Source organism: Paraburkholderia sp. HP33-1 (genome assembly GCF_021390595.1).
Lineage (GTDB): Bacteria > Pseudomonadota > Gammaproteobacteria > Burkholderiales > Burkholderiaceae > Paraburkholderia.
Window position 1 is genome coordinate 2,770,543 of sequence record NZ_JAJEJR010000001.1, and the last position, 22,697, is coordinate 2,793,239.

Consider the following 22,697-nt stretch of genomic DNA (forward strand, 5'->3'; position numbering starts at 1 on the left):
TGTTCCTCTGCCGCGCGCCGCCGCGCATGATCCCCGCCCGCGGCGGCCTGCTCTCGCGTTACCAGCTGAAGCCCTTCGCGTTGCTCCTGTCGATCATCTTCACGTCGACCGGAATCGCTTTCGGCACATTGGCGCCCCACTTCTTCGCGAGCGCGATGCCCAGCGCGATCCGCACCTGATCGGCCGGAAATTGCGCTGACGTCTCGACGAATTTCGAATTCGGCTTCTGGATCGCGGCGATCGCTTCGGGCGCACCGTCCACGCTCGTGAGCTTGATGTCCTTACCCGACGATTCGATCGCCGAGAGCGCGCCCATCGCGCCGCCGTCGTTCACGCTGAACACGCCCTTCAGGTTCGGATGGGCCTGAATCATGTTCTCGGTGACGGACAACGCGGTCGCGCGTTCCTGCTTGCCGTTCTGCGTATCGACGAGCTTCACGCCCGGCGATTTCGCGAGCGCCGCCTTGCAGCCGCGCACGCGTTCGAGAATCGGCACGACCGGAATGCCGTCGAGAATCGCCACCTCGCCGCTGCCGCCGATCGACTTCGCGAGGTAGTCGCAGGCCATCACGCCCGCATCGTAGTTCTTCGAGCCGACGAACGAATCGACCGGACCGTTCGCGTTCGCGTCGACCGCGACGACCACCACACCCGCTTTCTTCGCCGACGTGACCGCCGACTGGATGCCGGTCGAGTCGGTCGGATTGACCAGCAGGATGTCGATCTTCTTTTGCAGCATGTCTTCGACGTCGCTGACCTGCTTGCTGACATCGTGATGCGCGTCGGTGACGACGACCGTCGCGCCGGTCGACGCGGCTGCGTCGTTCAGCGCTTTTTGCATCGTCACGAAGTACGGGTTGTTCAGTTCCTGGAACGTCATGCCGATTTTCAGCGGCGCGGCCTGCGCAGTCTGCGCGGCCTGGATAGCGACGAGCGACAAGCCGAACCCGAGCGCAGCGACGCGGCGCGCGAACGTCATTGAAGCGGGCATCGGGTTAAGCGAAAAAGCAGATGACTTCATGGTTGTCTCCATTCTTTGAAGTGAGCACGCCCCTCGCGCTGTGAGCGCACAGCGCGATCGATGCGTGGTGAAACGCGAGTGGACTACTGAGCGGGCACTATGTGACCGGATACGCGACGCCGCTACGAGGCAAACCCGGCGCGAGCACGATCGCCGGCGCGTTGTCGATGCCCCTGCCGTGCGCGGCCGCTTGCTCCGAAGCATCGCGGCTCGCGTCGTTCAGTTGCTGATAACGGCGAAACGTCGACGGCGCCATGCCCTTCATCGCGAGAAACTGCCGGTTGAAATTCGACAGGTTGTTAAAGCCCGCCTTGAAGCAGATGTCGGTCACGCTCAGTTCGCCATCGGTCAACAACTGGCAAGCGAGATTGATGCGCATGCGGTTCACGTACTGCACGAACGGCAGCCCGGTATGGCGGCGGAAATAACGCGAAAACGCGCTGACGCTCTGACCGGCAAGTTGTGCGAGCTCCGACTCACGCAACTCGTTCGCGAAGTTCTTGCCGATATACGCGAGCACGTGATTGATGCGGGTTGCCGCGAAGCTGGTCGGATCAGCCTGATACGCGGGACTCGCGAGCGTGTCGCGATCCGGCGCGTTCATCAGGATCTCGAGCATCGACATGAACAGCACGAGCCGGCGCAGACCGCGCGCCGCGAGCAATTCGAGAAAGAGCGGCTTGATCTGCGCCGAAGTCTGCGTGCCGAACGACAGGCCGCGTCGCGCATCGGCGAGCATCGCCTCGACCTGACGCCACTCGGGAAAGCTCTCGAGACAGTTCGATACGAACTCCTGACCGAACTGCACGACCAGATTGCGCTGCGCGACGCTCTCGCCTTCAGGCACATCGCTGACCCAGTTGTGCGGCAGGTTCGGCCCCATCAGCACGAGATTGCCCGGCGCGAAACTGCCGATGTGATCGCCGACGAACATCTTGCCGGTGGTCGCGACGATCAGGTGGATCTCGTACTCCGGATGAAAGTGCCAGCGTACCGTGCGATACGGATAGCCATGCGACCACACTTTGAACGATTCGTCGTGGCGGACAGCCACGATTTCGAGATCAGGTTGCACTGTCTGCCTCCATGAAGCGGCACGCGAGAGGCGTCGCCGATCTTGATCTTGTATAAGCGAAAAATAACCGCCAAACGACTGGGCGGCCACTTAAAAAGCGACCGCGGACCGATACTTTTTTGCACTCGGGTTAGTCCCGACGCGCGATAGGTCAAATTTGATGCAATGCAATATGAATGGTGCGGCGGCTTTTCCGCCCTCCGGCACTTGTCATTGCACCCCTCGCATCCCGCATGCCGCGCTGCGCCACGAAAACCCCGTGCCCTTGCCTTGACTTTCACCTGTCCGGGTACGATCATTCGCTCACATACAGAGCAAATGCTCTGTACGCAGAAAAAGCGCGCCCCGAGCGCTGCGATCAGGTTTTTCGGAGACAAACATGGACAGCGGGCAAGGCAGCGGCGCGGCCGCACACGTGATCCTGCACATCGGCGCGGGATCGTTCCATCGCGCACATCAGGCGTGGTATCTGCATCGCCTCAACGCAGCGAGGGCGGCCAGCGAGCCGCACTGGTCTCTGACCGTCGGCAATATCCGCAGCGACATGAACCCGGTGCTCGAAGCGCTCGCCGCGCAGAACGGCGTCTACACGCTCGAAACCGTCACGCCGCACGGCGAGCGCGCGTACGAGACGATCCGCTCGATCGAGCGCGTGCTGCCGTGGAGCGAAAGCCTCGACGGACTGATCGAAGCGGGTGCCGATCCAGCCTGCAAGATCATCGCGTTCACCGTGACCGAAGGCGGCTATTACCTCGACGAGCACGACCGGCTCGACACCGCGAATCCCGACCTCGCCGCTGACCTCGCCGGCGCCCACACGACCATCTACGGCGCGCTCGCGGCGATTCTCGACGCGCGCGTGAAGCGCGGCGCGGGCCCCGTCACGCTGCAGAGCTGCGACAACCTGCGCAGCAACGGCGAGCGCTTTCATGCGGGCATGAGCGAGTTTCTCGAACGGCGCGGCGCGAACGAACTCGCGCAATGGTTCGACGACTACACGTCGTGCCCATGCTCGATGGTCGATCGCATCACGCCGCGTCCGACGCCCGACGTGCGCGAGCGCGTGAAGGCCGCGACCGGCGTCGACGACGCGTGTCCCGTGATGGGCGAGGCGTTCATCCAGTGGGTCATCGAGGACCGCTTCATCGCGGGGCGGCCGGCCTGGGAGAAGGTCGGCGCGGAACTCGTGGATTCCGTGCTGCCGTATGAGGAAGCGAAGATCCGCATCCTCAACGCGACGCATAGCTGCATCGCGTGGGCAGGCACGCTGGTCGGCCTGAACTACATCCACGAAGGCGCGCTCGACGCCGACATCCGCCAGTTCGCGTACGACTACGTGACCGACGACGTGATCCCGTGTCTGTTGCCAAGTCCGCTCGATCTCGAACGCTATCGCGATGTCGTGCTCGAGCGCTTCAGCAACCCGCATATCCTCGACACGAACCAGCGCGTCGCCGCCGATGGCTTCTCGAAGCTGCCCGGCTTCATCGCGCCGACCCTGGCCGAATGCTTCGAGCGCGGAGCGACGCCGGCAGCGACCGCGATTCTGCCCGCGCTGTTCTTCCGCTTTCTCGAACGCTGGCACAAGGGCAAGCTGCCGTACGCGTATCAGGATGGCGTAATGGACGAGCGCGTCGCACACGGTTTCTTCACAGCGCCCGATCCGCTGCGCGCGTTCGCGGCCGACCGGCTGCTGTGGGGCGGCATGGCGCAGACAGCCGAGCTCGAAGCGGCGCTTGCCGGCGCGCTCGCGCGTGTGGACGCATGGCTCGCAAAACGCGGTGCAACGAGCCAGGCTTAATGCGCATGACAGCGCGCGCGATGTCCGGCTAAAGTAGCGCATCCCCAACGACGAAGGTTTCGCTCCCATGTACCTAGGCATCGACCTCGGCACGTCCGAAGTGAAAGTTCTGCTGCTCGCCTCCGACGGCCGCGTGATCGGCACGGCCGGCTCACCGTTCACGGTTTCGCGTCCGCATCAGCGCTGGTCCGAGCAGAATCCCGAAGACTGGTGGGCAGGCACGCGCGCGGCGCTCGCCGCCTTGCGCGCGCGCCATCCCGACGAGTTCGCGCAGATTCGCGGCATCGGCCTGTCTGGGCAGATGCACGGCGCGGTGCTGCTCGACGCGGATAACCGCGTGCTGCGGCCCGCGATCCTGTGGAACGACATGCGCAGCGACAAGGAATGCGCGGAGCTCACCGAGCGCGCGCCGGAGCTGCACCGCGTGGCCGGCAATCTGGCGATGCCCGGTTTCACCGCGCCGAAGCTGCTGTGGGTCGCGCATCACGAGCCGGACATTTTCGCGAGAACGGCCTGCGTGCTGCTGCCGAAAGACTATCTGCGTCTGCAACTGACGGGCGGCAAGGTGTCTGATCCCTCGGATGCGGCCGGCACGCTGTGGCTCGACGTCGCAAAACGCGACTGGTCGGATTCGTTGCTTGCTGCCTGCAACATGACGCGCGCGCAAATGCCGGCGCTGCGCGAAGGCAGCGCGCCGGCCGGCACGCTGCTGCCGGAAGTCGCGCGTGAATTCGGCCTCAGCGAGAACGTGATCGTCGCGGCCGGCGGCGGCGACAACGCGACCAGCGCAATCGGCATCGGCGCGACGCAGCCGGGCGACGGCTTCGTATCATTGGGCACGTCGGGCGTGCTGTGCGTGGTCGGCGACAGCTTCCGGCCGAACCCGGCCTCCGCCGTGCACGCTTTCTGTCATGCGATCCCGGACCGCTGGCATCAGATGAGCGTGGTGCTGTCGGCGGCGAGCTGTCTGCGCTGGGTCTGCAAGCTCACCTCGACCGACGAGCCGACGCTGCTCGCTGAAATCGAGGCGCTGCCCGCCGACGCCTTGACTACCGCGCCGCTCTTTTTGCCGTATCTGTCGGGAGAGCGCACGCCGCATAACGACCCGTACGCGCAAGGTGTGTTTTTCGGCATGACTCACGCGACCGATCGCGCGCTGCTCGGCTACGCGGTGCTCGAAGGCGTGACGCTCGCGCTGACCGACGGCCTCGACGCACTGCGCGCGGCCGGCACCGAGGCGAAGGTGCTGTCGCTGCTCGGCGGCGGCGCACGTAGCGACTACTGGGCCCAGCTGCTCGCCGACGCGCTCGACACCGTCACGGTCAAGCACGGCGGCGGCGAAACCGGCGCGGCGCTCGGCGCGGCGCGCCTCGGCTGGCTCGCCGCGGGTGGCGATCCCGCCACCGTGCTGACCAAGCCGCCCGTCGAAAAGGAGTTCACGCCGAATCCGCGTCGGCACGCGCAATTGCGCACGCGCCTCGAAGCGTATCGCGCGTTGTATCGCCACGTACGGCCGCTGTTCGATCCCGCGCGCGCGCCGCTCGCCTGAGCGTCAAGCGCTGCTGGCCTGCGCGGTAGACGCGCAGGCCAGCCGCTATCATCGGCACATTCAAGCAAAACCCGAGCGAAACCTCATCGTGCCCAGGTCCACAGAAAAACTCGATCTCGCCACGCGCGCCGCGTGGCTTTACTACGTCGCGGGCAATACCCAGAACGAAATCGCCGAGAAGCTGCAGGTGTCGCGGCCGGTCGCGCAGCGGCTCGTCGCGTTCGCAGTCGAAAAGAACCTGATCCGTGTGCGGGTCGATCACAAGCTCGCTGATTGCCTATCGCTCGCCGATCAGCTGTCGAAGCGCTACGGTCTCAGCCTGTGCGAGATCGTGCCGATCGACGGCGATACGCCCGAGGAACTCGACCGCAAGCTCGCGGTGGCCGGCGCACAGGTGATGGAGCGCTATCTGACCGCGGAAAAGCCGATGGTCGTCGCGGTCAGCAGCGGCCGCACGCTGAAAGCCGCGGTCGATCAGATCGCGCAGCTAGACCGTCCGCAGCATCGGCTGGTATCGATGGTCGGGGCGATCGCCTCGGACGGCTCCTCGAACCGCTATGACGTCGCGCTGCACATTTCCGAGAAGACCGGCGGCAAGCATTTTCTGCTGCCCGCGCCGCTGCTCGCCGATAGCGAGGCAGAGCGTGCGCAGTGGTGCAATCACCGGCTGTACCGGATCGTCGAGTCGCTGTCCGCGCAGGCCGATGTCGCATTCGTCGGCATCGGCAACATCGGCATGACCTGCCCGTTGCACGAGGACGGCTTCATCACGGATGGCGAGGTGGAGGAGCTGATGCAAAACGGCGCGGTCGCCGAAATGCTCGGCCTGCCGATCGATGCGGCCGGCGCGCACGTCGAATCGCCGACCGGCCGGCGCGTGACCAGCATCGCGCTCGACACGCCGCCGCGCCGGCCGACCATCGGCTTCGCGGGCGGGCAGCGCAAGCGCGAGGCGCTGATTGCGGTGCTCAAGGGCGGCTGGCTGTCGGGGCTCGTGACCGACGAGTCGTGTGCGCGGGCGGCGTTGGAGGCGTGAGCCGCGGCTGCATGCTCATAGAGTAACTTCGTAGCAAAAGCAAAGCGGCGCCCTGGCGCCGCTTTGCTTCATCAAGCCGCGAGCACCTCGACGATCTTGCGCTGGAACGCCCTGCCATCACTGTCGAACAGATGACAATGCTCGGGCGTCGCGCCGAGCTTCTGCGTGTTGCCCTTGGCATGCCGCTCGAGCGGCGGAATCCGCGCGATCAGGCCATCGGGCGCGACGCTCGACTCCGCGTACAGATAAGCGGCATCGCCGAGCGATTCGACCGTCATCGTGCGTGCCTCGATGCCGTCCTCGGTCGCGCTGACGTGCAGATGCTCAGGTCGGATGCCGACCGTCACCTTGTCGCCCTGCTTCGCCACGCCAGGCTCGACCAATACGCGCTGAGTCTCGCCGGTCTCATAGCGCACCGCGACGCCGTCGCGCGATACCGACTGCACGACGCCTTCCATGAAGTTCATCTTCGGCGAGCCAATGAAGCCGGCGACGAAGCGGTTCGCCGGCGCGTGATACAGCATCGTCGGGCTGCCGACCTGCTCCAGGTTGCCCGCCGACAGCACGACGATCTTGTCGGCCAAAGTCATCGCCTCGACCTGGTCATGCGTCACGTAGATCATCGTCGTCTTCAGCTCGTCGTGCAGGCGCGCGAATTCGAGGCGCATCTTCACGCGTAGCGCGGCGTCGAGATTCGACAACGGTTCGTCGAACAGGAACACCTTCGGCTTGCGGGTAATCGCGCGGCCGATCGCGACGCGCTGACGCTGGCCGCCCGATAGCTGCTTCGGCTTGCGATCGAGCAGGTGGTCGATGTGCAGAATCTTCGCTGCATTGCGCACCGCCGCGTCGATCTCCGGCTTCTTCGCACCGGCGAGCTTCAGGCCAAACGCCATGTTGTCGTACAGCGTCATGTGCGGATACAGCGCGTACGACTGGAACACCATCGCGATGCCGCGCTTGGCCGGCGGCACGTCGTTCATGCGCACGGCGTCGATGTTCAGATCGCCGCCCGTGATGTCTTCGAGGCCCGCGATCATCCGCATCAGGGTCGATTTGCCGCAACCGCTTGGGCCCACGAACACGACGAATTCGCCATCCGCGATGTCGAGATTGATGTCGCGCATCACTTCGTTCTCGTCGTAGGCCTTTCTGATGTTGCGCAAGGTTACGCTTGCCATGATGTGTCTCCGTGTAATGCTGTTCGATACTTCGTGCTGTCACTGATTGGAGTGTAGTCCGGTGCGCTTATGGCGCTGCGGCCGTCGCCGACAGCGTCCATCGCGCGACGAGCTCCGGCAACTGCCGCATATCGTCGAACACGTGACGCGCGCCCGCCGCATGCAGACGATCGACCTGCGCGTCGCTCGCATGGCCGCCGCCGATGAAGCCCAGCACCGCCATGCCCGCCGCGGCCGCCGCCGTGACGCCGGTCACGCTGTCCTCGACGACGAGGCATGCGCCCGGCGCGAGCCCGAAACCTTGCGCCGCCGCCAGATATACGTCCGGCGCGGGCTTCGGATTCGGCACCGCGTCGGCGCAGAACAACCGCTCGCCGAAGAAACGCTTCAGGCCCGTGCGCGCCAGCACCGCCTCGACATACGGCCGGAAACTATTGCTCGCGCAGCCTTTGACGAGCGGCACCTGGGTGAGCGCCATCTCGATGCCTTCGACCGCCGGCGCCTCGATCGCCGCCGTTTCGACCGCGCTACGGATCGCGTCGATATCGTCGGCGCCGAGTTGCTGGCCAAGCTGCGTCGCGGTGTCCTGCAACACGCGCTCGATGCGCAGCCCGAGCAGCGGCAGCACGACCGGCTCGACGTCGATGCCGGGCCAGCGCGCCTCCAGTTCGCGCACCAGCATGCGCGCGGCCACCGCCTCGCTGTCGATCAGCACGCCGTCGCAATCGCAGATCAATGCATATCGCGCGTTGCCCGGGCCTACCGTCATTTGACGGCCCCGAACGTGAGCCCGCGCACCAGTTGCTTCTGCGACAGCCAGCCGACGATCAGGATCGGCGCGACCGCGAGCAACGAAGCGGCCGACAGCTTCGCCCAGAACAGTCCTTCAGGGCTCGAATACGATGCGATGAAAACGGTCAGCGGCGCCGCGTTCGAGCTCGACAGATTGATGCTCCAGAACGCCTCGTTCCACGACAGGATCACGAGCAGGAGCGCGGTCGACGCGAGTCCAGGCAGCGCCATCGGCATCAGCAGGTAGACGATCTCCTGCCACGTCGCCGCGCCGTCGATGCGCCCGGCTTCGAGAATGTCGCGCGGAATCTCGGCGAAGTACGTGAACGCCATCCAGACGGCGATCGGCAGATTGATCAGCGTGTAGACGATGATGAGACCCGACACCGTATCGAGCAGGCCGCTGTTTTTCCACAGTAGGTAGATTGGCACCAGCACACCGACCGACGGCATCATCTTCGTCGACAGCATCCACAGCAACACTTTCTGCGTGCGGTGCGTCGGGAAGAACGCCATCGCGTAGGCGCAAGGCACCGCGAGGATCAGGCACAGCAGCGTGACGCCGATCGAGATTACGATCGAGTTCCACGCGAACGCGAAGTAGTTGCTGCGCGCGAACACCTCGCGGAAGCTGTCGAGCGTCGGGATGAAAAAGAGTGACGACGCGTAGGCCTGCTGCTCGGTCTTGAACGCGGTGATCGTCATCCAGAAGATCGGGAAGAACAGCAGCAGTGCGACCAGCCAGGCGAGCACGCCGGGAATCGCACGCAGCACCGGCTCGAACGGCGACTTGTGCGCCACCGCGATCGGCTGCGTCGTCGACGCAGGAGTGGAAGCAACGTGGCTCATTTTTCGTACTCCCCTTTCAGGTTCTTCGCGAGCATCCGCACGAGGAAGAACGACACGATGTTGGCCAGCACGACCGCGAGAATGCCGCCCGCCGAGGCGAGACCGACGTCGAACTGCTGCAGGCCCAGCGAGAAGATCAGGTACGACAGGTTGGTGGTCGCGTTGCCCGGACCGCCGCCCGTGGTCGTATAGATTTCGGCGAAGATCGACAGCAGGAAAATCGTCTCCATCATCACGACGACCGCGATCGCGCGTCTCAGGTGCGGCAGCGTGATGTAAAAGAACATCGAGAATGGACCGGCGCCGTCGATCTTCGCGGCTTCCTTCTGCTCCTGGTCGAGCGACTGGATCGCCGTGAACAGGATCAGGAACGCGAACGGCAGCCACTGCCAGGCGACGATCATGATCACCGCGGTGAGCGGATAGTCGGCGAACCAGTCGATCGGCTGCATGCCGAGCGCGCGCATGCCCTGCGCGACGAGGCCGTACACCGGGTGCAGGATCATGTTCTTCCAGATCAGCGCGCTGACCGTCGGCATCACGAAGAACGGCGCGATCGCGAGCAGGCGCGCCACGCCCTGACCGTAGAACTTGCGATCGAACAGGATCGACATCAGCACGCCGCCGCCCACGGTGATCACCAGCACCGAGACGATCAACTCGACCGTGTGCGCGATCGACGGCCAGAACGCAGGATCGGTCGCCAGATAACGGTAGTTGTCGAAGCCCGCGAAACCGCGCAGATCCGGGTTCAGCAGGTTGTAGTGCGAAAACGAGAACCAGATCGTCATCGCGAGCGGAATCGTCATCCACAGAACCAGCACGCCGACCGACGGCGCGACGAGCCAGCGCGCCGAATTGGCCTTACGGGCCTCGCGTTCTTTTTCTGTCTGTGGATGGGCGTGCATCAGAGGTAAGCGCAATGGACGCATGATGGAACACCTGTACGGTAATGCGCGGAGCATTCGCCTGAGCCGCGTGCGCGCGATGCGGCATGCCGTGCCGAAAGACGCACAACACGCGCCGCATCGCATACGGCGCAGGCAAACGGCCGCCCTGCTGCATGAGCCGCATCGGTCGATGCGGCGGGCCTGCCGGGTTACTTCTGCGCAGTTATTTCTGCGCAGTTACTTCTGATAACCCGCCTGCTTGACCGCGCGATCCGCGGCCGCGTTGCCGGCCGCGAGCGCCTGGTCGACGGTCATCTGACCGGCGATCGCACCGGAGACGCTCTGCCCGACCACGGTGCCGAACGACTGGAACTCAGGGATTCCGACGAACTGCACGCCGGTGTACGGGACCGGCTTCAAGGTCGGATGATCCGGGTCGGCGGTCTGGATCGCCTTCAGCACGAAGTCGCCGAATGGCGCGGCCTGCTTGTACTCGGGGCGCGCATAAGTGGACTGGCGCGTGCCCGGGGGCACCGAGGCCCAGCCCTCATCCTTCGCGACCATTTCGATGTAATCCTTCGACGTGGCCCACTCGATGAACTTCTTCGCCGCATCTTGCTGCTTCGACGACTTCGGAATCGCGAGCGCCCACGCCCACAGCCAGTGCGAGCCCTTCGGCGTGACGGCGACCGGGGCGGCCGCGAAGCCGACCTTGTCGGCGATCTGCGACTGCTGCTTGTTGTACAGCATGCCGGCCGCGACCGTCGCGTCGATCCACATCGCGCACTTGCCGGACGACATCAGCGTCAGGTTTTCGTTGAAGCCGTTCGAGCTGGCTCCCGGAGGGCCGTCCTTCTTCAGCAGGTCGACGTAGAACGTCATCGCCTTCTTCCATTCCGGCGAGGTGAGTTGCGCGTTCCACTTGTCGTCGAACCAGCGCCCGCCGAAGGTGTTCACGACCGTCGTGCCGTACGCCATGTTCTCGCCCCAGCCCGCCTTACCGCGCAGGCAGATGCCGTACTGCTCCTTGGACTTGTCGGTGAGCTTGTCGGCGAATTGCGCGATCTGGTCGTAGGTCGGCTGGTCGGGCATCTTCAGGCCGGCCTTGTCGAACAGATCCTTGCGGTAATAGGTCATCGAGCTTTCGACGTAGAACGGCAGCGCGTAGAGCTGACCGTTCGCGGACAGGCCGTCGCGGGCCGTCTTCACGACGTCGTTCAGGTCATAGCTCGCCGGCAGGTTCGTGATCGGCGCGAGCCAGCCGCGCTTGCCCCATTGCGGCGTTTCGTACGCGCCGATCGTCATCACGTCGAACTGGCCGCTGCCGGTCGTGATGTCGGTCGTCGCGCGCTGCCGCAGCACGTTCTCTTCGAGAATCACCCAGTTCAGCTTGATGTCGGGATTCGCCTTTTCGAACGCGGGCGACAGCTTCTTCAGCTCGATCATGTCCGGATTGTTCAGCGTCGCGATCGTCACCGTCGCCGCCGATGCGCTCAGCGCGAAGCAGGTGGCCGCGCCGGCACCGACCGCCTTCAGCGCGAATTTGCAAGCTGGTTTCATGGTTGTCTCCTTTCTCATACGTTATGTGGTGCTGCGTTCGTTTGACGGCATCACGCGCCGCTGTGAGCAGCCGACGTGCCCGCTCCCAGTTCGTCTTTCAGCTCATCCAGTTGCCGCCGTCGACGTTCAGCGTCTGCGCGGTGATGTAGTCGGCATCGGCCGACGCGAGGAACAGCGCGGCGCCGGTCAGGTCGTCGGGCACGCCCATGCGGCCGAGCGGCACCGCCTCGCCGACGAGGCGCTTCTTCTCGCCGGGCGGCCGGTTCTCGTAGCGCGCGAACAGCGCGTCCACCTCGTTCCACATCGGCGTATCGATGACGCCCGGCGCGATGCCGTTCACATTGATCTTATGCGGCGCCAGCGCGAGCGCCGCGGACTGCGTGTAGCTCAACACCGCCGCCTTGGTCGCGCAGTAGTGCGAAACGAGCGCCTCGCCGCGCCGCCCGGCCTGCGACGACATGTTGATGATCTTGCCGCCGCGGCCCTGCTCGACCATCTGCCGCGCGACCGCCTGCATCAGGAAGAACATGCCCTTCACGTTGACCGCGAACAGGCGGTCGAACACGTCCCAGGATTCGTCGAGGAGCGGGCGCATGTCGAACAGCGCCGCGTTGTTGAACAGGATGTCGATCTGGCCGAAGCAGCCGAGCGTGCTCGTGACGATGCGCTCGATGTCCTCGCGGCGCCTGACGTCGGCGCTGACGCACAACACGCGCTCGCCGTACGTGCCGCGCAGCGCGCCGCCGATGCTTTCGGTCGGCTTCACGTCGACCAGCACGCAGCGCGCGCCTTCGTCGAGATAGCGCCGGGCCACCGCTTCACCGATACCGCTCGCCGCGCCCGTCAGAATGGCGACCTTGTCCTGCAATCGTGCCACTGCCTGTCTCCGGTTCGTTCTTGCATTCTGGCGCGCAGTGAGCGAACGCTCGTCGCGCGAACAATTGCTCTGTTAGTGATCGAATGATCGGATACGGACTGGGTCATGTCAAGGCACGCGGACGAATTTCGATGGTGCGGCGCGCCATGCGAAAATTCGTCCCGCTGACACGAAATCGCGATACGTTATATCATTTCGGCCTCGCCGCCCGGCCCGCCCTCCCCGTCGGGAGATTCACGCCGTCATCGCCACCGCGAGTGGCTCATTCGACTCTCACGCAGCAGGAAACCACGATGAAAACAATCGGCTCGATGTTCTCCGCAGCGCGCCGCGCGCTGAAGCGATCGACGTCTGCGCGCACGCATCTGTGCACCTGCCTGCTCGCGGTCGCGGCACTCGGGTTCGGCCACAACGCGTTCGCCGCCGACGCGAAAATCCCGGTCGTCGCCGCGGAGAACTTTTATGGCGATGTGGTGCGGCAACTCGGCGGCGATCGCGTCGACGTGACCAGCATCCTCAGCAATCCGGACCAGGACCCGCATCTGTTCGAAGCGAGCCCGGCCACCGCGCGCGCGTTGCAGCACGCGATCCTGGTCGTCTACAACGGCGCCGACTACGATCCGTGGATGGCGAAGCTGCTGGCCGCGTCGAAAGTCGCGCAGCGCAACGTAATCGTCGCGGCCGATCTGGTCGGCAGAAAAGGCGGCGACAATCCGCACCTGTGGTACGACCCGGCGACAATGCCGAAAGTCGCGCGCGCGGTGAGCGACGCGCTCGCCGCTGCTGACCCGGCGCACAAGTCGGCGTACGATGCGAACCTCGCGAAGTTTCTCGATTCGCTGAAGCCGATCGACGCGAAGGTCGCCGAGTTGCACGGCCGCTATGCGGGCCTGCCGGTCACGGCAACCGAACCGGTGTTCGGCTACATGTCGGACGCGATCGGGCTCGCCATGCGCAACCAGCGCTTCCAGCTGGCCACGATGAACGACACCGAAGCGAGCGCGGGCGATATCGCCGCGTTCGAACGCGATCTGCGCGAGCGGCGCGTGCGCGTGCTGATCTACAACAGCCAGGCCACCGAGGCGCTGACCCGACGCATGCTGAAGCTCGCGCAACAATCGAAGGTACCGACGATGAGCGTCACCGAAACCTTGCCGGCTGGCAAGACCTATCAGACGTGGATGCTGACGCAGCTCGATGCGCTGCAGCAGGCACTTGCGACCGGTGACGTGAACGGCGCAACGAACGCCAAAGGAAAGACTCCATGAATTCGACTGGCCATCAGGCGCCAGCGGGCGCGCCGCCGGGCGCACCCAGCGCCGCCCGCGGCGGCACGCCGGTCCTCGAACTCGATAACGTGACGCTCGAACTCGGCGAGCGCACGATCCTGCGCGACACGAGCTTCGTCGTGAATCAGGGCGAGTTCATTGGCGTGCTCGGGCCGAACGGCGCGGGCAAGACGACGCTGATGCGCGCGGTGCTCGGCCTCGTGCCGGCCGCGGCCGGTTCGCTTCGCGTACTCGGGCAGACGGTCGAGCGCGGCAACGCGTCGATCGGCTATATGCCGCAGACGCGCAGCGCGCTCGCCGGCCGCCGCGTGCGCGGCCGTGATTTCGTCGCGATGGCCGCCGATGGTCATCGCTGGGGTCTGCCGCATGCGGATGCGAAAACGCGCGCGGACGTCGATCGGGTGCTGGAGCTCGTCGGCGGTACGAATCTCGCGAAGCGGCCGCTCTCGGAGCTGTCGGGCGGCGAACGGCAGCGGCTCCTGCTCGCGCAGTGCCTGCTCGGCAATCCGAAACTGCTGCTGCTCGATGAACCGTTGATCAGCCTCGATCCGCATCATCAGAAGAGCGTCGTCGAACTCGTGCGGCACGTGCAGCGTGAGCTCGGCATCGCCGTGCTGTTCTCCGCGCATGAACTCAATCCGCTGCTGAACTCGATCGATCGCGTGCTGTATCTCGGCAGCGGCGTCGCGGCGCTCGGCACCGTCGACGAAGTGATTACGCGGCCGGTGCTGTCGCGTCTGTACGGCTCGCCGATCGACGTGATGCGCGTCAATGGCCGCATCTTCGTGATGTCGGGCGGCGTCGAAGTCGAGAAGCACGATCACGAGCACGAAGACGATGGGGACGGCGGGCACGCGCATTCGCACGGTCACTCGCATGATCATGGCCACGGTCATTCACACAAGCACTCTCACCCGCACGACTCACGCGACGGACACACGCACGATGTTTGAATACGATTTCATGGTGAACGCATTCGCGGCGTCGGGGATCGTCGCGGTGCTGGCCGGCGTGGTCGGCTATTTTCTGGTGATGCGCGGACAGACGTTCGCCGGCCATGCGCTGTCGCATGTCGGCTTCACCGGCGCGACCGGCGCGGTGCTGATCGGCGTGTCGCCCATCTGGGGGATGATCGGCTTCACGCTCGCGGCCGGTGTCGGCATGGGCGCGCTCGGCGAACGGCTCGCCGGACGCGACGTCGCAATCGGCGTGATCCTGTCGTTGTCACTTGGCTTCGGGCTGCTGTTTCTGCACTTCTTCACCGCGTATGCGACGCAGGTCACGGCGTTGCTGTTCGGCAACGTGCTCGGCGTGAATGCGTCGACGCTCGGCGTGCTCGCGGCGTTGGGCGTGGTCAGTCTCGTTGCGCTCGCGGCGATCATGCGGCCGCTGCTGTTCGCGTCGCTGCAACCGGAGCTGGCCGAGGCGAAGGGCGTGTCGCTGCGTCGCGTGTCGGTGCTGTTTCTCGCGATCGCCGCGCTGGCCGTTGCCGCTTGCACGCAGATCGTCGGCGTGCTGCTCGTGTTCACGTTGATGGTCGGCCCGGCCGCCGCCGCGCAGAACCTGAGCACGCGGCTGTCCACCGGGGTCGTGCTCGCGGCCGTGTTCGCGCTCGCGCAGGCGTGGCTCGGGCTAACGCTCGCGTTTTATACCGATTGGCCGACGAGCTTCTGGATCACCGTGCTGTCGGCGGTGGTGTATGGCGGGAGTCTGCTGAAGCGGCATTGAGCGCTGCTTGCGCCGATCACACGAAAAAACGGCGGCACATCACGTGCCGCCGTTTTTCATTTCGCGCCGCACTCCGCAACGTTTTTCAGCCGAGCAACACCTTCGCGTGATGCGCGAGATGATCCTCGATGAACGTCGAAATGAAGTAGTAGCCGTGGTCATAGCCAGCATGACGGCGCAGCGTCAGCGGCTGACCCGCGGCTTTGCACGCCGCTTCGAACACGTCGGGATTCAGCTGAGTGGGCAGGAACTGATCCGCGAGCCCCTGATCGACGAGAATCCCTTGCGCGAATTTGCGTGTTGCGTGCGCGACCAGCTCGCTCGCGTCGTACTGCTTCCACGCTTCGCGGTTCTCGCCGAGATAACCGCTGAACGCCTTCTCGCCCCACGGGCAGCGGATCGGCGCTGCAATCGGCGCGAACGCCGACACCGACCGATAGAGGTCCGGATTGCGCAGCGCGAGCATCAGCGCGCCGTGCCCGCCCATCGAATGACCGAAGATGCCGAGGCGCGCGCCATCGACCGGCAAGTTCGCGAGCGCCGTTTCGCGCAGCTCGTCGCGCACGTACGAGTACATGCGGTAGTTCCGCGCCCACGGCTCCTGGATCGCGTCGACATAAAAGCCCGCGCCGACGCCGAAGTCCCATGCAGCGCCTTCGCCGGGCACACCTGCGCCGCGCGGGCTCGTATCCGGCGCGATCAACGCGATGCCGTGCTGCGCCGCGAAGCGCTGCGCGCCGGCCTTGATCGCGAACGTCTCTTCGGTGCAAGTGAGCCCCGCGAGATAGAACAGCGCGGGCACATTCGCATTCGATGGCAACGCCTGCGGCGGCAGGTAGACCGAGAAGCGCATCGGCAGACCGATCGTGCGCGACTCGTGCCTGTAAAAGCGCTGCTCGCCGCCATGGCAGGCGTGCGACGAAAGTAGTTCGAGCATCGCGACGCTCCTCTTTTAGTACAGCACGACCGAGCGGATCGACTCGCCCTTCTTCATCAGGTCGAAGCCCTCGTTGATGCGTTCGAGCGGCAGACGGTGCGTGATCAGATCGTCGATATTGATCTTGCCTTCCATGTACCAGTCGACGATCTTCGGCACGTCGGTGCGTCCGCGCGCGCCGCCGAACGCCGAGCCCTTCCACTCGCGGCCCGTCACCAGCTGGAACGGCCGCGTGCTGATCTCCTCGCCCGCCGCCGCCACGCCGATGATGAACGACTGGCCCCAGCCCTTGTGCGTGCATTCGAGCGCCTGGCGCATCACCTTGACGTTGCCGATGCATTCGAACGAATAGTCGGCGCCACCGTCGGTCAACTGCACGATGTGATCGACGACGTTCTCGACTTCGTTCGGGTTGATGAAGTGCGTCATGCCGAACTTCTTCGCGAGTTCGACGCGGCCCGGGTTGATATCGACGCCGATGATTTTGTCCGCGCCGACCATCTTCGCACCCTGGATCACATTCAGGCCGATGCCGCCGAGCCCGAACACCACCACGTTCGCGCCCGCCTCGACCTTCGCCGAGTACACGACCGCGCCGACGCCGGTCGTCACGCCGCAGCCGATGTAGCAGATCTTGTCGAACGGTGCGTCTTCACGCACCTTCGCGACCGCGATCTCCGGCACGACGATGTAGTTCGAGAACGTCGACGTACCCATGTAGTGGAACAACGGCTTGCCATCGAGCGAGAAGCGCGAGGTCGCGTCGGGCATGAGGCCTTTGCCCTGCGTCGAGCGGATCGCCTGACAGAGATTCGTCTTGCGCGACAGGCAGAACTTGCACTGGCGGCATTCGGGCGTGTAAAGCGGAATCACGTGATCGCCCTTCTTCAACGTGCCGACGCCCGGCCCGACATCAACGATCACACCCGCGCCCTCGTGGCCGAGAATCGCCGGGAAGATGCCTTCGGGGTCCGCGCCCGACAGCGTGTAGTAGTCGGTGTGGCAGATACCCGTCGCCTTCACTTCGATCAGGACTTCACCGGCGCGCGGACCTTCTAGATCGACTTCCTCGATCGTCAACGGGGCACCGGCTTTCCATGCGATCGCTGCTTTGGTCTTCATCGTCAATACTCCTCTGGATCCGTGAATGCGAAATGGCGTAGTGCGCCGGTCGACTGCGCGGCGCGCGAAAAGCGTCATGGTATTGCAAAGTGCGTGACCGTAGCGTTGCCGCGTTCAGTACCGTGCCTTTTACTTCGCCTCGCGCGGCGTCGTAGCACCGAACCACGGCTCGACCCTGCCATACAGATCGATAAAACGCGCATAGCGTTCGACGAGCGCCGCATCGCCTCGCGGACCCGCGACGCGCGTCGCGCCCGGCGCGAGCGCGGCGAGATCGCGCATCTGCCAGTGGCCGCACGCGAGACCGCCGAGGATCGCCGCGCCGCGCGGCGCCGCGTTCGGAGAATCGACCGCGTGCAGCTCGACGTCGAGCGCGTCGGCGAGCAGTTGTCGCCAGCGCGCATCGACGGAGCCGCCGCCCGCGAGCTTGAGCGCCGTCACTGGCGCGCCGCTCGCGCGAATCGCGTCGAGCCCCGCGCGCAGCGAGAACGCGACGCCCTCGAACGCGGCACGCATCATCGCGCCGCGCGTATGCTCGAACGACAGACCGAGCCAGCCGCCACGTGCCTGCGGATTCAACCACGGCGTGCGCTCGCCGGTCAGGTACGGCAGGAAGGTCAGCGTCGGCGCGGCGTGAACGGCTGCATGGGCGCTTGCGTCTGCCGCATCGCCGAATGCCTCGCGATAAGCGTCCGCCCATTCGTACGACAGCCACCCGCGCACCCGCTCCAGCGCGATGCCGACGTTCTGCATCGCCGCCATCCGATACCAGTGATCGCTCGCCGCGCGATAGCGATGCAAGCCCTTCAGCGGCGCGGGCTCGTCGTTCGCGAGCACGACGATCTGTCCGCCGGTGCCGGTCGTCAGCAGCGCGTCGCCGTCACACACAAGTCCGCTGCCGAGTGCCGCGCACGGCGTGTCGGCGCCGCCGGTCGCGAGCACGATACCGGCCGGCAGGCCGAGTGACTGTGCGGCCTGTGACGACAGCACGCCCGCCGCCGCATACGACGGCGCCAGCGGCGCGAACCACTCGCGCGGAATCTCGAGGCGTTCCAGCAGCGCCGTGTCCCGCACGCCCGCGGGATCGGCGAGCGCGGTCGCGCACGCGTCGGATGCATCGGTCACGCACGCGCCGCCGAGCGCGAAACGCAGCCAGTCCTTCGGCTGCAGCGCCCAACGCGTGCGACGCGCGGCTTCGGGTTCATGCAGCACGAGCCAGCGCAGCAGCGGACCGGCCATGCCCGGCGCAACCGGATTCGGTTGCGGCTCGGGCCACGCGTCGAGCACGGCGAGCGCGCGCGAGTCGGGCCACAGCATCGCCCGCCGCACCGCTGCGCCGTTTGCATCGAGCAGCACGACGCCGTGCATCTGGCCCGAGAAGCCGATGGCGCGCACCCCGTCGCGCAGCTCGCGCGGCAGGCGCGCCAGGGCATCGACGAGGGCGTTCCACCAGGTCTTTACGTCGATTTCAGCCCAACCCGCGTGCGGTGTCATGAGCGCATAAGCGACGCTCGACACCGCCTGCTCGTGTCCATGTTCGTCGACGATTGCCGCTTTCAGGGAGCCGGTGCCGAGGTCGATGCCGAGAAAACTCATGAGCGCGGGACGTTGAAATGAGGGTGAGGAATCAGCCAGCGAGGCTGGCAACGTGCGTCGTCAAAACAGCACTATGCGTGAAGCCTGATAGACGTCATTGATTCTCACACATATCCCCGCGCACGACGAACCCGCGCCGCGCACGCGACGCACCGTTCGCGGCCGCCGCCCGATAGGGCTCGCCGCCGCCCGATGGCCGATCCGTCCCACGCGTGGCTTTAATTTGCCTTTCAAACGCCCCCCGTGCATATCGCCGCCGGGAATGCCGGAATAGCCCCGCGTGGTCTTGTTGCGACTTTTCGTCCCCGATACCTTGGAGTCATCCCAAAACGAGATGGTGGAGACAGACGATATGCAAGCAAACACGGTTCACCCGTGCGACGAGCGCCTACCCGCGGGCCAGTTGCTTACCCTCGGTATTCAGCACGTGCTGGTCATGTACGCCGGCGCGGTTGCGGTGCCGCTGATCATCGGCGCGGCGCTGAAGCTGCCGAAAGACCAGGTCGCCTTCCTGATCAGCGCGGATCTGTTCTCCTGCGGCATCGCCACGCTGATCCAGACGCTCGGACTGTGGATCTTCGGCATCCGCCTGCCCGTCATCATGGGCTGCACATTCGCGGCCGTCGGCCCGATGGTCGCGATCGGCACCAATCCTTCGCTCGGCATCCTCGACATCTTCGGCTCGACGATCGCGGCCGGCGTGATCGGCATTCTGCTCGCGCCCGCGGTCGGCAAGCTGTTGCGCTTCTTCCCGCCGGTCGTGATCGGCGTCGTGATCTCGGTGATCGGCCTGTCGCTGATGGAAGTCGGCATCAACTGGGCAGCCGGCGGCGTGGGCAATCCCGACTACGGCAATCCGGTGTATCTGGGCCTGTCGCTCCTCGTGCTGACGCTGATCCTGCTGATCAACAAGTTCGCCAGGGGCTTCGTCGCCAATATCTCGGTGCTTCTCGGCATCGTCGCGGGCTTCGTGATCGCGCTGCTGCTCGGCCGCGTCAACATGGACGGCGTCACGCACGCTCCGTGGGTCGGCTTCGTGATGCCGTTCCACTTCGGCCTGCCGCACTTCGATCCGCTGTCGATCGCGACGATGGTCACCGTGATGTTCGTCACCTTCATCGAATCGACCGGGATGTTCCTCGCGGTTGGCGACATGGTCGATCGTCCGGTCGACCAGAAAACGCTGGTGCGCGGCTTGCGCGTCGACGGCCTCGGCACGCTGATCGGCGGCATCTTCAACTCGTTCCCGCATACGTCGTTCTCGCAGAACGTCGGGCTGATCGGCGTGACCGGCGTGAAGAGCCGCTTCGTCTGCGCGATGGGCGGCGTGATCCTCGTGCTGCTCGGCCTGTTTCCGAAGATGGCGCAGGTGGTCGCGTCGGTGCCGGCATTCGTGCTCGGCGGCGCGGGCATCGTGATGTTCGGCATGGTCGCGGCGAATGGCATCAAGGTGCTGTCGCGCGTCGACTTCGTGAGGAATCACCACAACCTGTTCATCGTCGCGGTCAGCATCGGGCTCGGCCTCGTACCAGTCGTGTCACCGCACTTCTTCTCGCAACTGCCGCCGGCGCTGTCGCCGCTATTGCATAGCGGGATTCTGCTCGCGTCGGTCTCTGCGGTCGCGCTGAACCTGATCTTCAACGGCGTGAAAAGCGAGAAGAAGGCGAAGAGCGAGATTCGCCGTGCCGGCCGCGATCTCGACAAAAGCGTGGGCGGCGAAGCGCAGCACAGCGAGATGCTGCGAGCGGCGGATCTGCACTGAGCATCGTTGATGCGTCATTGATGCTTCGCGCGACGCCGAATGCCGCGCATAAACAGAAACGCCACGGCATGCCGTGGCGTTTCTGTTTTGCTTCAGCGTTTCATCAACCCGCCGCGCTTACCCCGCGCTCGCCGCCGATGCCGCAACCGGCGCGCTCGCCGCACCGTAGTCGACCGGTGCGTCGGCGGGACGCGGCTGCTCGCCGTTGTGCTCGATCCAGCCGCCGCCGAGCGCCTGATACAGCGTGACCAGGTTCTGCAGACGCTCCATGCGCGCGGTAACCAGCGCCTGCTGCGCCACATACAGAGCAGTCTGCGCGGTCAACACCGACAGATAGCTGTCGACACCGCTCTTGTAACGGAGGGTCGACAGATCCAGCCGGCGCTGCTCGGCCGCGGTATCCCGCTCAAGCGCGGCGATCTGCTCGTCGTACGTGCCGCGCGCGGCCAGTCCGTCCGCCACTTCCCGGAAGGCCGTCTGGATCGCCTTTTCATACGTGGCGATCTGCACGTTCTTCTCGATGTTGGCGAGGTTCAGGTTGGCGATATTCTGCCCGCCCTCGAAGATCGGCAGCGTGATCGACGGCGCGAAACTCCACGCCGCCGAGCCCGGCTTGAACAGGCCGCCGAGTGTGGGACTCAGCGTGCCGACGCTGCCCGTCAGCGTGACCTTCGGGAAGAACGCCGCGCGCGCCGCGCCGATGTTCGCGTTGGCCGCGAGCAGATTCTCCTCGGCTTCCATGATGTCCGGACGACGCGTCAGCAGATCGGACGGCAAGCCCGCTGGAATATCCGTGAGCAGACTCTGGTCGCTCAGCGGCAGACCTGGCGCCAGATCAGCCGGCAACGGCTCACCGATCAGCAGCGCCAGCGCGTTGTCGGCCTGCGCCCGCAAACGCATCTGCGACTGCAGGTTCGCGCTCGCGGTTTCGACGACCGTTTGCGACTGGCGCAGATCGAGTTCCGAACCGGTGCCGTTGTCGAACTGCAGTTTGGTAATCCGATACGACTCCTGCGCCGTGACCAGCGTGTTCTGCGTGACCTTCAGCAGATCGTCCAGTTCGAGCACCGTCAGGTACTGGTTCGCCACCTGCGAGACCAGTGCGATTTCCGCAGCCTTGCGCGCCTGCGCGGTGCCGAGGTAAGTGGCCAACGCCTGGTCCCTCAGGCTCTGCACGCGCCCGAAAAAGTCGATTTCCCACGACGCGTTCAAGCCCACCGAGTACGAGTTGGAGATCGTCTGGCCGGTGGCCGTGAGGTCTTTCGGCGTGCGCGACTTGCTTTGCGAGGCCGCGGCGTTGAGCGTCGGGAACAGCTCCGCACGGACGATACGGTACTGCGCCGCCGACGCCTGCATGTTCAGCACCGACACACGCAGATCGCGGTTGTTCTTCAGCGCGATTTCGATCAACTGCTGCAGACGCGGATCGACGAAGAAGTCGCGCCAGCCGATGTCGGCGGCAGCCTGCCCGTTCGCGCTGTGCGCGCCGGACGCGCCCGGCTGCTGGTCGTAGACGCCGCCCGTCGGGAAGGTCGCCGTCACGGGCGCAGCGGGCCGCTCGTAGTGCGGCGCCATCGTGCAACCCGTGGCGAGCAGCACGACCGCCACTGCAATCAAAGAGTGTTTTTGCAT

Annotated in this window: 19 protein-coding genes; 7 read left to right on the forward strand and 12 right to left on the reverse strand. The window is 65.3% G+C overall.

The features are described 5' to 3' along the window. Positions 1 to 58: 58 nt before the first annotated feature. Both L0U81_RS12655 and L0U81_RS12660 read right to left on the reverse strand, forming a co-directional pair. The gene (locus L0U81_RS12655) at positions 59 to 979 is read right to left on the reverse strand and encodes a substrate-binding domain-containing protein (RefSeq protein ID WP_442793419.1); all 921 of its coding nucleotides are present in this window, start codon (positions 977 to 979) and stop codon (positions 59 to 61) included. Between the two features lie 139 nt (positions 980 to 1,118). Continuing rightward, positions 1,119 to 2,096 (reverse strand): AraC family transcriptional regulator, encoded by a 978-nt coding sequence (locus L0U81_RS12660; RefSeq protein WP_233803129.1) that lies wholly within the window; start codon positions 2,094 to 2,096, stop codon positions 1,119 to 1,121. Positions 2,097 to 2,475: 379 nt separating this feature from the next. Here L0U81_RS12660 and dalD point away from each other — a divergent pair, with 379 nt between their 5' ends. From dalD to L0U81_RS12675, 3 genes are all read left to right on the forward strand, one after another. Then, the gene (gene dalD, locus L0U81_RS12665) at positions 2,476 to 3,897 is read left to right on the forward strand and encodes a D-arabinitol 4-dehydrogenase (protein WP_233803131.1); all 1,422 of its coding nucleotides are present in this window, start codon (positions 2,476 to 2,478) and stop codon (positions 3,895 to 3,897) included. Positions 3,898 to 3,964: 67 nt separating this feature from the next. After that, positions 3,965 to 5,446, forward strand: a complete 1,482-nt coding sequence (gene xylB, locus L0U81_RS12670; protein WP_233803133.1) for a xylulokinase — start codon at positions 3,965 to 3,967, stop codon at positions 5,444 to 5,446. An 88-nt stretch (positions 5,447 to 5,534) separates the two neighbouring features. Next, a complete protein-coding gene (locus L0U81_RS12675) occupies positions 5,535 to 6,482 on the forward strand; it encodes a sugar-binding transcriptional regulator (RefSeq protein WP_233803135.1) in 948 nt (315 codons plus the stop codon). Between the two features lie 71 nt (positions 6,483 to 6,553). On the opposite strand, the gene L0U81_RS12680 is transcribed toward L0U81_RS12675, so the two are convergent. The 6 genes from L0U81_RS12680 to L0U81_RS12705 all read right to left on the reverse strand — a co-directional run bounded on the left by L0U81_RS12680 (position 6,554) and on the right by L0U81_RS12705 (position 12,631). Continuing rightward, positions 6,554 to 7,663: an ABC transporter ATP-binding protein gene (locus tag L0U81_RS12680; protein ID WP_233803137.1), complete on the reverse strand. Its 1,110-nt coding sequence runs from the start codon at positions 7,661 to 7,663 to the stop codon at positions 6,554 to 6,556. A 67-nt stretch (positions 7,664 to 7,730) separates the two neighbouring features. Beyond that, positions 7,731 to 8,432, reverse strand: coding sequence for an HAD family hydrolase (locus L0U81_RS12685; RefSeq protein ID WP_233803139.1), 702 nt, complete (start codon positions 8,430 to 8,432; stop codon positions 7,731 to 7,733). Continuing rightward, positions 8,429 to 9,304 carry a carbohydrate ABC transporter permease gene (locus tag L0U81_RS12690; RefSeq protein ID WP_233803141.1) on the reverse strand — a complete coding sequence of 292 codons (876 nt, stop codon included), beginning with the start codon at positions 9,302 to 9,304 and terminating at the stop codon, positions 8,429 to 8,431. The genes L0U81_RS12685 and L0U81_RS12690 overlap by 4 nt, the downstream gene beginning before the upstream one ends. After that, positions 9,301 to 10,236, reverse strand: a complete 936-nt coding sequence (locus L0U81_RS12695) for a carbohydrate ABC transporter permease (RefSeq protein WP_233803143.1) — start codon at positions 10,234 to 10,236, stop codon at positions 9,301 to 9,303. Before L0U81_RS12695 ends, L0U81_RS12690 begins: the two co-directional genes overlap by 4 nt. Before the next feature lie 195 nt (positions 10,237 to 10,431). Further along, complete coding sequence (locus tag L0U81_RS12700) at positions 10,432 to 11,754, reverse strand: ABC transporter substrate-binding protein (protein ID WP_233803145.1); 1,323 nt, start codon at positions 11,752 to 11,754, stop codon at positions 10,432 to 10,434. A gap of 97 nt (positions 11,755 to 11,851) precedes the next feature. Next, positions 11,852 to 12,631, reverse strand: coding sequence for an L-iditol 2-dehydrogenase (locus L0U81_RS12705; RefSeq protein ID WP_233803147.1), 780 nt, complete (start codon positions 12,629 to 12,631; stop codon positions 11,852 to 11,854). A gap of 293 nt (positions 12,632 to 12,924) precedes the next feature. Here L0U81_RS12705 and L0U81_RS12710 point away from each other — a divergent pair, with 293 nt between their 5' ends. From L0U81_RS12710 to L0U81_RS12720, 3 genes are read left to right on the forward strand one after another with little or no spacing between them, the layout of a single operon-like run. Then, positions 12,925 to 13,899: a metal ABC transporter solute-binding protein gene (locus L0U81_RS12710; protein ID WP_233803149.1), complete on the forward strand. Its 975-nt coding sequence runs from the start codon at positions 12,925 to 12,927 to the stop codon at positions 13,897 to 13,899. Next, positions 13,896 to 14,873 (forward strand): ABC transporter ATP-binding protein, encoded by a 978-nt coding sequence (locus L0U81_RS12715; RefSeq protein WP_233803151.1) that lies wholly within the window; start codon positions 13,896 to 13,898, stop codon positions 14,871 to 14,873. Before L0U81_RS12710 ends, L0U81_RS12715 begins: the two co-directional genes overlap by 4 nt. After that, on the forward strand, positions 14,866 to 15,648 hold the full coding sequence (locus L0U81_RS12720; protein ID WP_233803153.1) for a metal ABC transporter permease: 783 nt from the start codon (positions 14,866 to 14,868) through the stop codon (positions 15,646 to 15,648). The genes L0U81_RS12715 and L0U81_RS12720 overlap by 8 nt, the downstream gene beginning before the upstream one ends. A gap of 85 nt (positions 15,649 to 15,733) precedes the next feature. Here L0U81_RS12720 and fghA read toward each other — a convergent pair whose 3' ends face one another. The 3 genes from fghA to L0U81_RS12735 form a co-directional block, all read right to left on the reverse strand. Continuing rightward, positions 15,734 to 16,585 carry an S-formylglutathione hydrolase gene (gene fghA / locus L0U81_RS12725; protein ID WP_233803155.1) on the reverse strand — a complete coding sequence of 284 codons (852 nt, stop codon included), beginning with the start codon at positions 16,583 to 16,585 and terminating at the stop codon, positions 15,734 to 15,736. A gap of 15 nt (positions 16,586 to 16,600) precedes the next feature. Continuing rightward, on the reverse strand, positions 16,601 to 17,707 hold the full coding sequence (locus L0U81_RS12730; RefSeq protein WP_008924412.1) for an S-(hydroxymethyl)glutathione dehydrogenase/class III alcohol dehydrogenase: 1,107 nt from the start codon (positions 17,705 to 17,707) through the stop codon (positions 16,601 to 16,603). 129 nt (positions 17,708 to 17,836) lie between these two features. Next, positions 17,837 to 19,303, reverse strand: a complete 1,467-nt coding sequence (locus L0U81_RS12735) for a xylulokinase (RefSeq protein ID WP_233803157.1) — start codon at positions 19,301 to 19,303, stop codon at positions 17,837 to 17,839. 352 nt (positions 19,304 to 19,655) lie between these two features. Between L0U81_RS12735 and L0U81_RS12740 the strand changes: the two genes are divergently transcribed. After that, positions 19,656 to 21,065, forward strand: a complete 1,410-nt coding sequence (locus L0U81_RS12740) for a nucleobase:cation symporter-2 family protein (protein WP_233803159.1) — start codon at positions 19,656 to 19,658, stop codon at positions 21,063 to 21,065. A gap of 117 nt (positions 21,066 to 21,182) precedes the next feature. Here the strand turns inward: L0U81_RS12740 and L0U81_RS12745 are convergent, their stop codons facing one another. Continuing rightward, positions 21,183 to 22,697 carry an efflux transporter outer membrane subunit gene (locus L0U81_RS12745; protein ID WP_233803161.1) on the reverse strand — a complete coding sequence of 505 codons (1,515 nt, stop codon included), beginning with the start codon at positions 22,695 to 22,697 and terminating at the stop codon, positions 21,183 to 21,185.